The sequence below is a fragment of the Arthrobacter sp. PAMC25284 genome, from assembly GCF_019443425.1.
GTDB lineage: Bacteria > Actinomycetota > Actinomycetes > Actinomycetales > Micrococcaceae > Arthrobacter > Arthrobacter oryzae_A.
This window is the reverse complement of record NZ_CP080382.1, coordinates 3,049,261-3,063,531: the sequence shown is the minus strand read 5'-3', so window position 1 is coordinate 3,063,531 and position 14,271 is coordinate 3,049,261. Positions and strand designations below refer to the sequence as shown.

The window sequence follows — 14,271 nt, the reverse complement described above, 5'->3', positions numbered from 1 at the left end:
CCGCCACGCACACTGGACTTAATGCCATCATGCCCATTCCACGGCCTGAGCGGAGCGCATGTCCCGTGGGAGGGAGCAATCCGCGGGGCCCCGGTCTCCGAACACTTGATATGAAGAAGCCCAGCACAAAGAACGCCAAGCGGCCCGCAGCTACCACCGCGCTGGCGGCGGTGGCCGGCGTAGTGGCCGCCTCCGTCGTTTTGTCCGTAGCCGAACTGATCGGCGCTTTCTTCACGGCGCGGGCGACGCCGGTAATCGCCCTTGGTTCAACTTTCATCGACTTCACGCCGCCGTGGATGAAAGACTTCGCGATCGCCACTTTCGGCACCAACGACAAGCTGGCGTTGTTCGTGGGCATGGGCGTGACCATCCTGCTGCTCGCCTGCGTGCTGGGCATTGTCGCCTACCGCAAGTGGGCACTCGGCGCTGCCGGCGTGCTGCTGATGGGCGCCATTATCGTCACAAGTGTCGTCACTCGGGCCAGCGTGAAACCGATCGACGCCATCCCGTCCCTGGTCGGCACCCTGGCGGGTCTGATCGTTCTGCGGCTGCTCATCTCCCGGCTGTGGCGGATGGCGGTGTGGCCGGATTCGGCCGCCGACGTCGCCGCGAAGGAGCCGGAACGCCCCGCCAGCAGCCGCCGGGCCTTCTTCGCCGTGAGCGGGGTGACGGCCCTCGCCTCGGTTGTCGCCGCCACCGGCGGACGGATGCTAAGCGCCGCCCGCAGCGGCGTTACCCAGGCCCGAGACACCCTCAAACTGCCCTCGCCGGTGAAGACCGCCGCGGCCGTGCCCGCCGGTGTCCAATCGCCGACCCCCGGGGTCGCCCCGTGGATCACGCCGAACAAGGACTTCTACCGGATTGACACAGCCCTCAGCGTCCCGGAAATTAACGCCCAGGACTGGGAACTGCGTATCCACGGCATGGTGGAGCAAGAAGTCACGATCACTTTCCAGGATCTCCTCGACGCCCAGCTGATTGAGTCCCACGTGACTCTGACCTGCGTGTCCAACCCGGTGGGCGGCAATCTGGCCGGCAACGCCAAATGGCTGGGCATGCCCATCCGCGATGTGCTGAAGATGGCCCGACCCAAGGAGGGTGCGGACATGGTCTTGTCCACCTCCATTGACGGGTTCAGTGCCTCTACCCCGCTGGAAGTGTTGCAGGACGACCGCGACGCCATGCTGGCCATCGGCATGAACGGGGAACCACTGCCGCTGGAACACGGCTACCCGGTGCGGATGGTGGTGCCCGGGCTCTACGGCTTCGTGTCGGCCACCAAATGGGTCGTGGACCTGGAAGTCACCCGTTTCGAGGACAAGCAGGCCTACTGGACCCAGCGCAGCTGGTCCGAACGCGGCCCAATTAAGACCATGGCACGGGTCGAAGTGCCTAAATCCTTCGCCAAGGTGGCTGCCGGCACGGTCGCGATCGGCGGCACCGCGTGGGCCCAGACGCGCGGCATCGACAAGGTCGAGGTGCAGATCGACAATGGCCCGTGGACCGAGGCGGTCCTTGCCGCGGAGGCCTCGGTCATCACCTGGCGGCAGTGGTCCTATGAATGGGACGCCACTCCGGGCCCGCATTACATCAAGGTCCGCGCCACCGATGGCACCGGCGAAGTACAGACCGACAAGCGCGCGGACCCCGTCCCCGACGGCGCCTCGGGCTGGCAGTCTGTAGCGGTGACCGTGGAATAACCGGGCTATCGCCCCCGGGCACCATACACTGGCAGCATGCCCCTGAATTCACATGCGACCTTCACCGTCGATTCCGCCGTCGAGCTGGCAGTCGTGGAACGCAATGGATTCGTTGAATCCCGCCATATCGGCTCCGCCGTCGTTATGGCCGCGGACGGCACGGTCGTCACGGAATTGGGCGACATCACTGCCCCGGTGTTTGCCCGCTCCACCCTCAAGCCTTTGCAGGCGCTCGCATCCATGCAGGCGGGCGTGCCGCTGCGCGGGGCCCAGGTGGCCATCGCGTGCGGCAGCCATGTCGGTTCGCTCGATCACATGGATGTCGTGGAGGGGATGCTGAAGGCGGCCGGTGTCAAAGAGGAACATCTCCACTGCCCGACGGCATGGCCCGAAGATGAGACGGCGCGGAACTGGCTCGTCCGGGCAGGCCGGCCGCAGTCCAAACTGGCTTTCAACTGCTCCGGCAAGCACGCGGCCTTCCTCTGGGCCTGCACCGAGAACGGCTGGGACACCCGCAGCTACCTCGAGCCGAACCATCCGTTGCAGCAGCGCATCCGTGCCACGATCGAGGAGTACACCGGCGAAGGAATTGCGCATATCGCCATCGACGGATGCGGCGCCCCCGTCGCGGCGGTCTCCCTCTCGGGGCTCGCCCGGGCGTACTCGAAACTCGCGAAGGCACCGGGGGACAAAAACTCCAACGCCCGCGCCGCCACCATCGCCACCTCCATGCTGGACTACCCGTGGGCCGTCCAAGGGCACGGACAGGCCAATACCATCGTGATGGAAGAGCTGGGGATCCTCGCCAAAATCGGCGCCGAAGGCGTGCTGGTGATGGCCACCCGGCAGGGCGTCTCCCTCGCCCTTAAGATCCTCGACGGCAACACCCGGGCGGCGTCGCTGGTTGGGCTGACACTCCTCGCAGCCTCCGGCGCCGTTGACATCCCGGAAGTCTCTTCCGTGCTGGAGAAGGTTGTTGAACCCGTGCTGGGCGGCGGCAGGCCGGTAGGCAAGATTCGACTCGGACGCGCCATCTCGGCGCTGCTGGTCTGACCGTGGCCGTCGCCCGGCGCCGGATCGACGTCGAGGAGGGCCGCGCCGCGCTGGCCGCCTGGCTGGCCGCGAATTCCCCCGCACCCGGCGCCGGATCAGACGCGGTGCCCCGCGCGACGCTGGCGACGGCGGTGCGGTACGCGCTGGAGGAAGTCACTGCACGGGCGCCCGGCAACTCCGTGGAGGTCCGTGTTCCGCCGTTCGGCGTGACCCAGTGCGTCGAGGGACCCCGGCACACGCGCGGCACACCTCCGAACGTCATTGAGTGCGACGCCGCCACCTGGCTGGCAATAGTCAGCGGGCACCTGAGCTGGGCCGACGCCGTCGACGCTGGCAAGGTTGCCGCTTCCGGGCTCCGTGCGGACCTGTCCGGCCTGCTGCCGCTCTGACATGGCAACCACGGCCGGCGATGCGCTGCTGGCGTATCTCCGCGAACAACACCACGAACTGCTCCGTCATGCTCCGGGTGTCCGGGACGGCAACCCGGAATCGATCCACCAGGCCAGGGCGGCTGTCCGGCGCTTTCGATCCCTGTTGGCCACTACGCGGTCACTGTTCGACGACGGCGCTATCCAGGACCTCCGCCGTGAACTGCGCTGGCTCTCGATGGAACTGGGTGCCGCCCGCGACCCGTGGGTCGCGACGGCCCGGCTCGCAGAACTGATAGCGGCTGAACCCCGAAACCTGACCCCCCGGCCGTCCGCCGGCCTGATCGGCACGGAGCTGGAGACGCTGACCGCAGCAGGTCTCGCCACGGCCCGCACGGCGCTGGACAGCGAGCGCTACACAGAGCTCCTCGCCCGGATGACCCGGCTTTGCGCCGCTCCGCCATTCACGGCGAAGGCAGTCCGAAAACCACACAAGACGCTCCGGAAATTGATCGCCCGGGATGAGGCGCGGCTCCGGCGTGCCGTACGGTCGCTCCCGGGTCAGGGCGCTGCCGCCGGGCCGTACACGGAATCGCCAACCGGATCCACAGCCAGTTCCGCGGCCCGGGGCGAGGGCCTCCACGAGGTCCGCAAGGCAGCAAAACGCCTGCGGTACGCAGCGGAGTTTGTGGTCGAATACGGCCCCAGCGGCGGCCAGAATTGGGGCAAAAGAATCGCACGGGCCAAGCGCACCGCCGCGGCTGCGCGTGGGATCCAGACAATCCTGGGCCAGTATCAGGACAGCGTGGTGGCACGCTCGCTGTTGCGCGATCTCGCCGTCGCCCCGGGCAGGGACGGAACAGACGGCTTCACGCTCGGCCGGCTGCATGCCCTCGAAGATCAACTCGCAGCCCGGACGGAGGCGACATTCATCCAGGCCTGGAAGAAGTTCCCTGCCATCCGATGAACTTCCGTCGGCGGCCGGACGGCTCCTGTCAGCCAAAGTCGGAGCCGGCGCGGATATTCTGCGCCGTGCTGCGGTCCCGGATCAGGCCCGTCCCTGCGATCTCGCGGGCTTCGGCCACTCCGGCCACGGCCGCCTTCTTGGTGGGAAACCTTACTGATACGGCCATTAAAGTCCCGGCGGCGTCGACCATCCGAATACGGTAGCCGCCGTCGGACGCGTCCACGAGCTCAAAGTATCCAGCCATTGCACACTCCTTACCCTGGGTACCCCGCGTGCGGGTATTAGTAAGTGTACTTATTGAACGAGCGGTCTGCCACTCGCGGATTCCGCAACGCGCAGGCCCGGCGCCGGCAACCGGTCAGTTCCCTACTGCCGAATCCGCCGCGGCCTCCGCCGCGGCGTCCTCCGGGGCGTCCTCCGGGGCCGTGTGCGGCGGCGTGTCGCTGCTGTGGACCGCGTCTTCGTGCAGTTCCAAAGCGCTCAACACGAGCGCGAAATGGCTGAACGCCTGGGGCGTGTTGCCCAGTTGCCGGCCCGCCTCGACGCTCCATTCCTCACTCAGCAGCCCGACGTCGTTCCGCAAGGCCAGCAGCCGCTCGAAGAGTTCCCGGGCCTCACGCCGCCGCCCTGCACCCAGGAGCGCCTCCACGAGCCAAAACGAGCAGGCCAGAAACACGCCCTCGCCGCCCGGCAGGCCGTCGTCGCTTTCCTCGGGCCGGTAGCGGAGGAGGAATCCGTCGTGCATCAGCTCACGCTCAATGGCCTCAATGGTTCCGATCACGCGCGGGTCATCCGGCGGCAGGAACCCCACCCGCGGGATAAGCAAGAGGCTGGCGTCGAGTGCAGGACGCCCGTAGGCCTGGACGAAGGTGTTGCGTCCTACGTCGAAGCCTTTGGCCATCACGTCGGCGTGGATGGTGTCCCGCAGGGCCTCCCAGCGGTCTGCAGGACCCGGCAGCCCGAAGTTCCGGATGCCCTTGACCATGCGGTCCGCCGCCACCCACGCCATCACCTTGGAGTGGGTGAAATGCCGCCGAGGCCCCCGCATTTCCCATAGCCCGTTGTCCGGCCGATGCCATACCGTCTCCAGATGTTCCATGAGGGCCACCTGCACATCCCAGGCGTCGTCCGGCTGTTTCAGGAGCGCATTCCGTGTCAGAGCCAGGCAGTCCAGCACCTCACCCCAGACATCCAGTTGCAGCTGCCCTGCCGCACCGTTGCCGATCCGCACCGGCGCAGATTCTTCATAGCCCTGCAGCCAGGGAAGCTCTATTTCCGGCAGCCGGCGTTCACCGTGGATTCCGTACATGATTTGCAGGTCCGCGGGATCCCCGGCGACGGCGCGCAGCAGCCAGTCGCGCCAGGCGCCCGCCTCGTCGGTGTATCCGGCAGCGAGCAGGGCCTGCAGTGTGAGGGTTGCATCGCGGAGCCAGCAAAAACGGTAGTCCCAATTGCGCGTCCCGCCGATCTCCTCGGGCAGGGAGGTCGTCACCGCCGCCACGATGCCGCCGGTGGGGGCGAAAGTGAGGGCTTTGAGGGTGATGAGGGACCGCATGACCGCGTCGCGGTGCGGGCCGGTGATCGTGCACTTCCCGGACCAGTGCTGCCAGAAGGCGTCGGTGGATTCCAGGGCCGCCTCCGGATCGGCAATACGCGGGCGGCTCAGATGGCTCGGGCTCCAGGTCAGGACAAATGGGACACGCTCCCCGGCCGTGACGGTGAAGTCGCTGATCGTGCGCATCCGCTGGCCCTGCAACGGGGCGTCCGTCACCAGATACGCGGCGTCCGGACCGGCCACCGCATGGATCCCATACTCGTCATGCCGGACCCAGGGGACAATGTGCCCGTAGTCAAAACGCAGCACCAACTCGCCGCGCATCCGTACAGTGCCGCTGACCCCGACGACGATCCGCACGATGTCCGCCACGCCGTCGCGTGGCGGCATAAAGTCGATAATCCGGACGGTCCCGTCAGGGGTCGCCCATTCGGTTTCGAGTATCAGCGTCCCCGGCCGGTACCGCCGCCGCGTGCATTCCCCGCCGCTCTCCGGCGCCAGGAGCCAGCGCCCGGCCTTGGGAGTGTCGACCAGCGCGTTGAAGCAGGCGGGAGAATCGAACCGCGGCAGACAGAGCCAGTCGATGGAGCCCTCGGTGCTGATCAGCGCTGCCGTGTGCAAATCCCCGACCATTGCATAATCCTCGATGCGTGCCATGTCCATACACTGCCACACAGGGCCGCGGCAGACGAGCGCCCGGGATGCCGCGGGGCGGCCTGCCGCCCGCGGGAGGAAGCTCTGCACCCGGGGGCCCTGGACGGTAACAAGACGCCGGGGCCGTCACGCTGCGCAGGGCCGCTGCCGCTGTGGGAGAGTGGAGCCATGGAATTGGCGCCGCAGCAACCCCAACAGCAAGCCGTGTCCGGAAGCAAGGTCTTCCATCTGGCCCACTGGGTATCGGACGCTGTCAACCGGCTGCGGCTGAAAATTGCCAGGCGCTGGCACTTCATCCCGCAGACGATCGCCTACCAGGGCTACGGCTCCACCGCATGGGTCCGGGTGCTCGGCCGGGTGGTCCTGACGTCGAAACCCGCTCCAGGGAGCAAAGCGGAGCAGGTGGCGGTGAACGGCAACCAGAACCTCCGCGGCTGGCGCGCCTTTACGGCCGTTCCGATCCCGTCCACGGAGGTCGAAATCCGGATTGGCGGGTTCACCACACGGGTGCACGCAGACCGAGGCGGCCTCGTGGACACCGTCATTCCCGTCACGCTGGCGCCCGGTTGGCACACTGCCGTGTTGCGGGCCGAGGGAACCGAACCCGTTACGGGCCCGATCTTTGTGATCTCCCCCGACACCCCTCTCGGGATTGTCTCTGACATTGATGACACGATCATGGTGACAGCGCTCCCCCGCCCCTTCCTGGCGATCTGGAACACCTTCGTCCTGAACGAGCGCGCCCGGATGGCGACGCCCGGCATGGCCGTCCTGATGGACCGGTTGACAGTGGAACACCCAAATATCCCGGTGCTCTATCTGTCGACGGGGCCGTGGAACGCGGCCCCCACACTGGCCCGGTTCATCACCCGCAACCTGTACCCCTCCGGTGCGTTGCTGCTCACGGACTGGGGCCTGACCCACGACCGCTGGTTCCGGAGCGGCCAGAACCACAAGCTCCGGAACCTGGAACTGCTGGCCCAGGAGTTCCCCACCATGCGCTGGGTCCTCTTTGGAGACAACGGCCAGCACGACGAAGCCATCTACTCTGAGTTCGCCCACCACCACCCGGACAACGTGGCCGCCATCGCGATCCGTCAGCTCTCGGCCGGCGAAGCCGTCCTCGCCGGCGGCCATTCCAACGACGGGGACCACACTGAATCCACGGTGCCGTGGATTTACTCGCCCGACGGCGCCGGAATGGCTAAAAGCCTGCGGGACCTGAAAATCCTCTAGGGTGCGCCCGGGCCGAGAGGCTGGTGTCAGCCCATCGGGCTGGAGCGTTTGGCACCAACAGGTTCTGCCGCTGGCTCGACGTCGTCAGGTTCCGCGGCTTTGTCCGCGCCGGCTGCACTCGCGGCCGCTTTGGTGCGGGCCGAGAGTAGTTCCTGGAGCCAGTAGTAGGACGCTTTTGGTGTCCGGATCTGGGTGTCGAAATCGACATGCAACAGTCCGAACGGCTGTTTGTAGCCGCCGGACCATTCGAAGTTATCCATCAGCGACCATACGAAGTAACCGCGGAGGTCCACCGACTCGGCTGCGCCGCCGGGAGCCGTGGCTTTAATGGCAGTCGCGATATGGTCCGACAGATAGCGCAGGCGCCGCTCATCTGGAATGATCAGCCGGCCCATATCCGGATCCTTGACCGCCACGTCCTCGAAGCTCGCCCCGCCTTCGGTGATATAAATAGGCGGCAGATCCGGGTACCGTTCAGCCATCTCGGCCAGGGCGACCGACAGGTATTCCGGCTTGATCGGCCAGCCGTAGCCGGTGATCTCCGTGTCCGGGAACGGGGCAATATGGAACGGAGCCCCAGGCGCCGTCCCGCTGAGGTCATCCCCCATCGCCTCAGCCATCCCCGGGGGCACCGCACCGTCCCCCGGACCGGACGCCACCCGGGTTGGCATGTAGTAGTTCAGTCCATAGAAGTCCAGAGGCTGGGAGATCAGCTCCATGTCCTCGCTAGAGGGGTTGAACGAGGACGAAAAGAAGGTGGCCGCGCGAATCACGTCCGGGTACTTTCCCAGGAGGACCGGGTCGGCGAAAAGCCGGTTCTGGGCCACGTCCATCAACCCGGCACTGACGGCGTCGAGCGGGTTGGCCGAGGCCGGGACCATGGGTGAGTAGACGTTGGTGATGCCGATTTCGCCGGGCACCTTGGCAGCACGGAGCGCCTGGACCGCAAGGCCGTGGCCGAGCAACTGGTGATGAACCGTCGGAAGCGCCCTCAGCATGAGGGATTCGCCGGGCGCATGCAGGCCGAGGGCGTAGCCGTTCGTGGTGACCGTGGCTGGCTCGTTCACCGTCACCCACCGGGCCACCCTGTCGCCGAAGGCGGCAGCTGCAATGGTGGCGAATTCCCCGAGCCGGTAGGCCGTGTCCCGGTTCATCCAGCCACCGGCCTCGTCCAGGGGCAACGGAGTGTCCCAGTGGTAAAGAGTCGCCATCGGGGAGATCCCGTTGGCCAGTAACAGGTCGATCAGCCGGTCGTAGAAGTCCAGCCCTGCTGGATTGACGGGGCCGCTGCCGCCGGGTTGGATGCGGGCCCAGGACAGCGAGAACCGGTAGGAATCGATTCCCAGCTTCTTCATCAGTTCAACGTCTTCGGGCATCCGATAATAGTGGTCGCACGAAACGGCCGGGCTGTGGTCGTCAACGATCGCACCGGGCCTGGCGGCAAAGATGTCCCACCCGGTGGGCCCGCGGCCGTCCGCGGTCAGGGCGCCCTCGATCTGGAAAGCTGACGTCGCCACGCCAAGGGTGAAGCCGGCCGGGAGCAGTGCGGCCAGGTCTCGGGCGGAAGCAGACATTTTGGGGTCCCCTTAAGTAGTTCGCAGGCAGTCCACTGATTTTAGAACCTTGCAGCCCGGCACGCCACGCCACACAGTTTGACGGACGCCGCTCGACTGCGCATGGTTGAGTCGTGCCCGCAAAACGTGAAGATACAATCAATCCTGCCCTCGACGTGCCCGGGGCCGGCCGTCAAGCCGCGGCGCTGGCCGGATTCCTGGCCGTCGCCTATACCATTTCCTTCCTGTCCTCACGGGTGATCACCAGCCATTCCGTCGGTTGGTACGCCACCGCAAGCAAGGCACCGTGGACCCCGGCCGGCTGGGCGTTTGCGACAGCCTGGGGGATGCTCTACACCGCCATGGCCGTCGCCGCATGGCTGGTGTGGCGGCAGCGGTCCGAACCGCGCCGCAGTGCGATGACGATCTACGGCGTTTTGTTGCTGGTCAACCTGTCCTGGGCCCCGCTGTTTTTTGGCATGTATCCGGCGATTGGTGCCGCTGCGCTCTGGCTGGCTCTGGGGCTGATCGTTGTCCACGTCGTAGCGGCTGCCGCCACGGTGGTCCGGTTCGGCGTCATCAGCCGCACGGCCGGATTGCTGATGCTGCCCTACGTATCCTGGCTTGTATTCTCGTCCAGCCTGAACCTGTACGCCGCGGCGTACAACTGACGTGCGTCTGCTCTGGACCGACCGCGGCTTAGCGCCGGCCGCTCAGAACATCGATGTCTCGGGGCCGAAAAGGAAGTCCTTGGCATGCGCCACAGCCTTCCTGAAGGCATCGTTCCGCAGCGCCACGAGTTGCTCCGTGTCCGCAGCAGCGGGCTCCAGGTACTCGGTGAACCCTGGCCGCAGCATCCAGATGTCGCCTGCCGGAGGCAGATAGAACACCCCGAACGACCGTAGTTGGCTGTCTTCCTCGGTCCAGATGGGAACAACGGCCAGCGCGGCGCCCGTATCGACGTTGATCCATTGGGCCCTGGGCAGCGGGGACTCGTGTGCCTCCGGGTCGAGGAAGGGCGCAGAACCTCGGCCCCAGCGTTGTTCGAACCGCTCGTGGAATGCCGGAATCAAATGCGATTCGTACCGGCGCCATGTGCTCATCGTCGTTCTCCTTGGTGCTGAAGCCTATTCACGACAATTGGCCCGCGAATCCAGCGGACCATGGATCAGCCGGGCAGTGCAGGCTGCGGGCGCCCCGTCATTCAGGGCGCCCGCAGCCTGCTTCTACTGGTTGATCTCCTGCATCCTGTCCTGCGAGAGGGAAATTTCTATCTTCCGCGGCTTGGCTTTCTCGGCCACAGGAATGCGAAGGGTCAGCACGCCGTCTGCGTAGTGTGCCTTGACGTTCTCCGTGTCCAGGGTATCGCCGAGGATCAACTGACGGCTGAAGACGCCGCGTGGGCGCTCTGACGCGATCAGCTCAACGTTGGGTTGAGTCGGGTCCCTACGCTCGGCCCTGACGGTCAGCACATTCCGCTCAACATCGAGGTTGACCGAATCCACATTTACTCCCGGCAGATCAAATGCGACGACGAATTCGCCGTCTTCCTGCCACGCGTCCATCGGCATGGCCGCGGGCCGTGCCGTTGTTCCAAAGACCTGCTGGGCCAGCCGATCGAATTCGCGGAACGGGTCCGTACGCATCAACATCATTGTCCACTCCTTCACCGTGGCTAGTATTGTTTTCTATATCCCGCCAGTGTGATTATCTATGGCATTGGATACAGATTTTTTATAGCACCGGTCAGAATCTGATGCAAGATCCGACTTCGGAGACAGGAGGCCAGATTGGCAGGGCGAAGAGCGGCCGTGGGCGTCTACGCGATCTCCGTCGCGGCACAAATCGTGGGCACCGGGCAACAGAACATCCGGCTCTACGAAAGGCGGGGCCTGCTTACGCCGGTCCGGACTTCAGGCGGCACGCGGCAGTACAGCGAGGCGGATCTGGTGGTCCTTCGCCGGATCGCCGAACTGCTGGAGGAAGGCCTGAACCTGGCGGGGGTTGCCAGGGTATTGGATCTCGAAGCAGACAATGATCGGCTGCGCGCCGAGCTGCAACGGTCCCGGGCGCGATGAGACCGGGGCGTCGCCGAACTGCGTGCGGCCTCAGCCCTGGCTGGAGTCTTCGGTGGAGAGCGTTCCCGTGATCTGCTCACCAGGTATCCGCGCCGTGCGCCACGTGTCCAGCGCAATGACCGCCCCCAGCACGACCAGCGATATCGAGACCGACGCCATGGCATCGGTCATCCAGTGATAGCCCAGATAGAGACGGCTGAGCGCGGCGAAGACCACACCGATGCCGGCCGCGACGAAGACCAGCACCGCGGACCCGGTATTGCGCCGTCGCGAGAAGATGAGGAACGTCGAGACGAGCAGGAAGTCACTGGCGCCCAGGACATGCCCGGAGGGGAAGGAGAAAGTGAAGTCCTCGCCGAAGAGCATCAAATCCACCGGGGGACGCTCCCGGCCGACGCTGCGCCCGATGATTTGGGCCAGGATAACGCCGGTCAGCATGGCGCTGGCGAGCAGAATGGGCCGCCAGGCGTGCCTGGCCATAAAGCCCCAGACCACGGTGACCACCAGGATGATGATTGGCAGTGCTACCGGCCCGAACACGATCGCCAGAAAAATCATGAGGGTCGTCATGGGCTCACCCCGCAGATTCAAAAGCCAGGAACGGACCGGCGCATCGATATCCGAGACACCGCCCCGCTGCAGTACCCCCGCAAGGATGACGACGAAGAGGGCGGCGCCGACGATCATCAGACCCACGGCTATCCGGTAGAGGTTCCGCCGCGCGGTACCGGCCATGTAGCGCTCCTCCACAATGAACTTCTCGTGGAACGCCCGCCACCATCCTTCTGACTTCCGAGCTTGACCTTGTGCCATTTTCCGCATCCGCCTTTGTGACTGTGACCGTGACCGTACTGGGAATCCCTGCTGAAGAATATCGTGGCGCCCGGATTCACGGCACTCCTGTCGACCGGCCGGACCCTGGGAGGGGCCATCCACTGCGTCCATTTCCGTCCCTGCGGGGCACTCCGCCACTAGGGGAGCCGCGGCCACCCGCGTCGTCGCCCGGCAAATTGAGATATATCACATGATCAAATCATTTGTATGACATTTCCGCAGGTCATCCTTGCGGCCGGTCATATGACCGTCCACCGGGCGTGCCGGGCGCTCCCCCTGCAATTTGACGGGATTGAAGACAGACCACTAGTGTCCAGCAGGTATTGGGGCCGAAGTTAATAACTCCAAGGAAGATACTGCCATGTCAACAAGTTCCGACTGCATCGAAATTCACGTAGACAACCGCGGGGCGCTCGACGAGCGCCTCACCGAAGCTGTCCTGGGGCTCCAGGAAGTCGCCATGGCCGGGGGAACCCACGGAATCCTGCTCACGCGGCACAAGCCCGGTCACTACACCGCGGCCCTTTCTGAGCAGGTGCCCTTCGGCATGACCCGCGAACTCGTTCAGTAACCGGAGTCCACTGACCCGGAGACGCTGAGACGATCCTCAGGAAAACCCGGGCGGTCCCGGACGGCAAGGCGCGGAGCCTCCGTCCGGGACCTCTTCGGTTTCCGCCACCGCCACCAGTCGTGGACGGTGCCGTCGACGAGGCGGTTGTAGGGCAGGTAGGCCTGCTGGTAGGGGAAGGCCGCGGCGGCTTCTTCATTGAAGTCAACGCCGATGCCGGGCTTGTCGCCGGGGTGCAGCCGGATACTCTCGGAGCGCAGTTGCCGGAGGATAAACTGGCCGAGCGGGTCGGCACCCTCGACTCCTGCCCACGCCACGCGGTGACCCAGCCTTGCGACGCCGACGGCGACGTTGGATTCTGCCCCGGCGACGTGCATGCCCAGGCTCCCGCCAGCGGATAACGGCCCGGCGGACCGCAGGGAGACCATGGACTCGCCGAAAGTCAACAGGTCCAGAGCCGCGCTCACAACAGCCCCACGTTTGCGAGGTTTGCTTCCGCGCGGTCGCCAACATGTTCCGCCGCGAGGGCCACGAAGGCGCGAGCCCGCTCCCGGAGCGCGGCGAGATCCCCGCCCGAGGCCGCGTCGCCGATCAGCGGCCCGCCCGGACGGGCGGGAAGTGGCCCCGCGTTGATTTTTGCTAGCGGCCGCCCTGAACTTTCCGGCTCCGCTGTTCCTGCGCCATCGGCCCGTACGGATAGACGCCGACGCGCGGCCGGCTCACCCCGGTCAGTCGCTCTGTCTCCTCCGCCGTGAGCCGCAGGTCAGTTGCGGCGAGGTTGTCCGCGAGCTGCTTGGTGGTGCGTGCGCCGAGGATCACCGAGGTGACAGCCGGGCGGTTCGCCAGCCACGCAAGCGCCACCTGGGATGGGCTCACGCTGTGCCGCCCGGCAATCTCCTCGACTTCGTCGATCACGTCCCAGGTCCGGGAGTCGGCGTTCCGTGCCTTCCAGGCTTCCATCCCCCGTTCGGGATTTTCGCCCAGGCGGGTGGCGCCCGTCGGCGCCTGGTCGCGCTTGTACTTGCCGGAAAGCCAGCCGCCTCCCAGCGGCGACCACGGCAACAGCCCGATGCCGGCATCGAGCGAGGCGGGGACGATCTCTGACTCTATTTCACGGACCAGCAGGCTGTACTGCGGCTGCAGCGTCACGGGGGCGCTCCAGCCGTGGGCCTTCGCCAGATGGACGGCCTTGGTCAGCTGCCAGCCAAGGAAGTTGGAGAACCCGTAGTAGGCGATTTTTCCGCGGCTCACGGCGTCGTGCAGGAAGCGCAGGGTTTCCTCCAGCGGTGTGATCGGGTCCCAGGCATGCAGCTGGTAGAGATCGATTTGTTCCACGCCCAGCCGGCGCAGCGAGTCGTCCAGTGCACGGGTGAGGTGCCGACGGGACGTGCCGACGTCGTTCGGGGCCTCCCCCATCGGGAAGCGACCCTTCGTGGCGACGACGGCCCGGTCCCTGACATCCGGCCGGTCTGCCAGCCACCGGCCGATGATTTCCTCCGAGACGCCGGTGCTGTAAACATCGGCGGTATCGATGAAATTGCCGCCTGCCGCGAAATAGTCGTCCAGGATCGCGCGGGACTGATCCTCGGTGGCCTCGGCGCCGAACGTCATGGTGCCCAGCGCGTAGTTGGAGACGACGGCGCCGCTGGTGCCCAGGGTGCGGTATTGCATAGAACTCCTCTGTCGGTTGGTAAGTCTTCGGTGG

Annotated in this window: 14 protein-coding genes and 3 pseudogenes; 8 read left to right on the top strand and 9 right to left on the bottom strand. The window is 65.9% G+C overall.

The window, feature by feature from the left end:
- Positions 1-110: 110 nt before the first annotated feature.
- The 4 genes from KY499_RS14155 to KY499_RS14140 are packed head-to-tail and all read left to right on the top strand — an operon-like array spanning position 111 to position 4,088.
- Entirely contained in the window at positions 111-1,700 is a 1,590-nt protein-coding gene (locus tag KY499_RS14155) for a molybdopterin-dependent oxidoreductase (protein WP_219885669.1), read from the top strand.
- A 36-nt stretch (positions 1,701-1,736) separates the two neighbouring features.
- The gene (locus tag KY499_RS14150; protein WP_123254711.1) at positions 1,737-2,753 is read left to right on the top strand and encodes an asparaginase; all 1,017 of its coding nucleotides are present in this window, start codon (positions 1,737-1,739) and stop codon (positions 2,751-2,753) included.
- 2 nt (positions 2,754-2,755) lie between these two features.
- Positions 2,756-3,142, top strand: coding sequence for a sterol carrier family protein (locus tag KY499_RS14145; RefSeq protein WP_123254712.1), 387 nt, complete (start codon positions 2,756-2,758; stop codon positions 3,140-3,142).
- A 1-nt stretch (position 3,143) separates the two neighbouring features.
- Complete coding sequence (locus KY499_RS14140; protein WP_219885667.1) at positions 3,144-4,088, top strand: CHAD domain-containing protein; 945 nt, start codon at positions 3,144-3,146, stop codon at positions 4,086-4,088.
- 67 nt (positions 4,089-4,155) lie between these two features.
- Here KY499_RS14140 and KY499_RS14135 read toward each other — a convergent pair.
- Positions 4,156-4,332 (bottom strand): annotated as a pseudogene (locus KY499_RS14135) (DUF1508 domain-containing protein); the annotation flags it as partial.
- Between the two features lie 114 nt (positions 4,333-4,446).
- On the bottom strand, positions 4,447-6,300 hold the full coding sequence (locus KY499_RS14130; protein WP_219885665.1) for a glycoside hydrolase family 15 protein: 1,854 nt from the start codon (positions 6,298-6,300) through the stop codon (positions 4,447-4,449).
- Positions 6,301-6,465: 165 nt separating this feature from the next.
- Here KY499_RS14130 and KY499_RS14125 point away from each other — a divergent pair, with 165 nt between their 5' ends.
- Positions 6,466-7,533: an App1 family protein gene (locus KY499_RS14125; RefSeq protein WP_219885663.1), complete on the top strand. Its 1,068-nt coding sequence runs from the start codon at positions 6,466-6,468 to the stop codon at positions 7,531-7,533.
- A gap of 26 nt (positions 7,534-7,559) precedes the next feature.
- Here KY499_RS14125 and KY499_RS14120 read toward each other — a convergent pair whose 3' ends face one another.
- Positions 7,560-9,107: a glycoside hydrolase family 1 protein gene (locus tag KY499_RS14120; RefSeq protein ID WP_219885662.1), complete on the bottom strand. Its 1,548-nt coding sequence runs from the start codon at positions 9,105-9,107 to the stop codon at positions 7,560-7,562.
- A gap of 113 nt (positions 9,108-9,220) precedes the next feature.
- Here KY499_RS14120 and KY499_RS14115 point away from each other — a divergent pair, with 113 nt between their 5' ends.
- Positions 9,221-9,757 carry a TspO/MBR family protein gene (locus tag KY499_RS14115; protein WP_219885660.1) on the top strand — a complete coding sequence of 179 codons (537 nt, stop codon included), beginning with the start codon at positions 9,221-9,223 and terminating at the stop codon, positions 9,755-9,757.
- Positions 9,758-9,799: 42 nt separating this feature from the next.
- Here the strand turns inward: KY499_RS14115 and KY499_RS14110 are convergent, their stop codons facing one another.
- On the bottom strand, positions 9,800-10,189 hold the full coding sequence (locus KY499_RS14110; protein WP_123254718.1) for a hypothetical protein: 390 nt from the start codon (positions 10,187-10,189) through the stop codon (positions 9,800-9,802).
- A 123-nt stretch (positions 10,190-10,312) separates the two neighbouring features.
- Positions 10,313-10,741 carry an Hsp20/alpha crystallin family protein gene (locus tag KY499_RS14105; protein ID WP_308813050.1) on the bottom strand — a complete coding sequence of 143 codons (429 nt, stop codon included), beginning with the start codon at positions 10,739-10,741 and terminating at the stop codon, positions 10,313-10,315.
- A gap of 135 nt (positions 10,742-10,876) precedes the next feature.
- On the opposite strand from KY499_RS14105, the gene KY499_RS14100 reads away from it, so the two are divergent.
- Positions 10,877-11,164 carry a MerR family transcriptional regulator gene (locus tag KY499_RS14100; RefSeq protein WP_123254719.1) on the top strand — a complete coding sequence of 96 codons (288 nt, stop codon included), beginning with the start codon at positions 10,877-10,879 and terminating at the stop codon, positions 11,162-11,164.
- A 30-nt stretch (positions 11,165-11,194) separates the two neighbouring features.
- Here the strand turns inward: KY499_RS14100 and KY499_RS14095 are convergent, their stop codons facing one another.
- The gene (locus tag KY499_RS14095; RefSeq protein ID WP_219885659.1) at positions 11,195-11,977 is read right to left on the bottom strand and encodes a phosphatase PAP2 family protein; all 783 of its coding nucleotides are present in this window, start codon (positions 11,975-11,977) and stop codon (positions 11,195-11,197) included.
- Positions 11,978-12,359: 382 nt separating this feature from the next.
- Here KY499_RS14095 and KY499_RS14090 point away from each other — a divergent pair, with 382 nt between their 5' ends.
- On the top strand, positions 12,360-12,569 hold the full coding sequence (locus tag KY499_RS14090) for a hypothetical protein (protein WP_123254721.1): 210 nt from the start codon (positions 12,360-12,362) through the stop codon (positions 12,567-12,569).
- A 113-nt stretch (positions 12,570-12,682) separates the two neighbouring features.
- Here KY499_RS14090 and KY499_RS14085 read toward each other — a convergent pair.
- The 3 genes and pseudogenes from KY499_RS14085 to KY499_RS14075 all read right to left on the bottom strand — a co-directional run.
- Positions 12,683-12,805: pseudogene (locus KY499_RS14085) on the bottom strand (bifunctional D-altronate/D-mannonate dehydratase); the annotation flags it as partial.
- A 57-nt stretch (positions 12,806-12,862) separates the two neighbouring features.
- Positions 12,863-12,943 (bottom strand): annotated as a pseudogene (locus KY499_RS18830) (hypothetical protein); the annotation flags it as partial.
- A 262-nt stretch (positions 12,944-13,205) separates the two neighbouring features.
- Entirely contained in the window at positions 13,206-14,237 is a 1,032-nt protein-coding gene (locus tag KY499_RS14075; RefSeq protein ID WP_219885658.1) for an aldo/keto reductase, read from the bottom strand.
- Between the last annotated feature and the right edge of the window lie 34 nt (positions 14,238-14,271).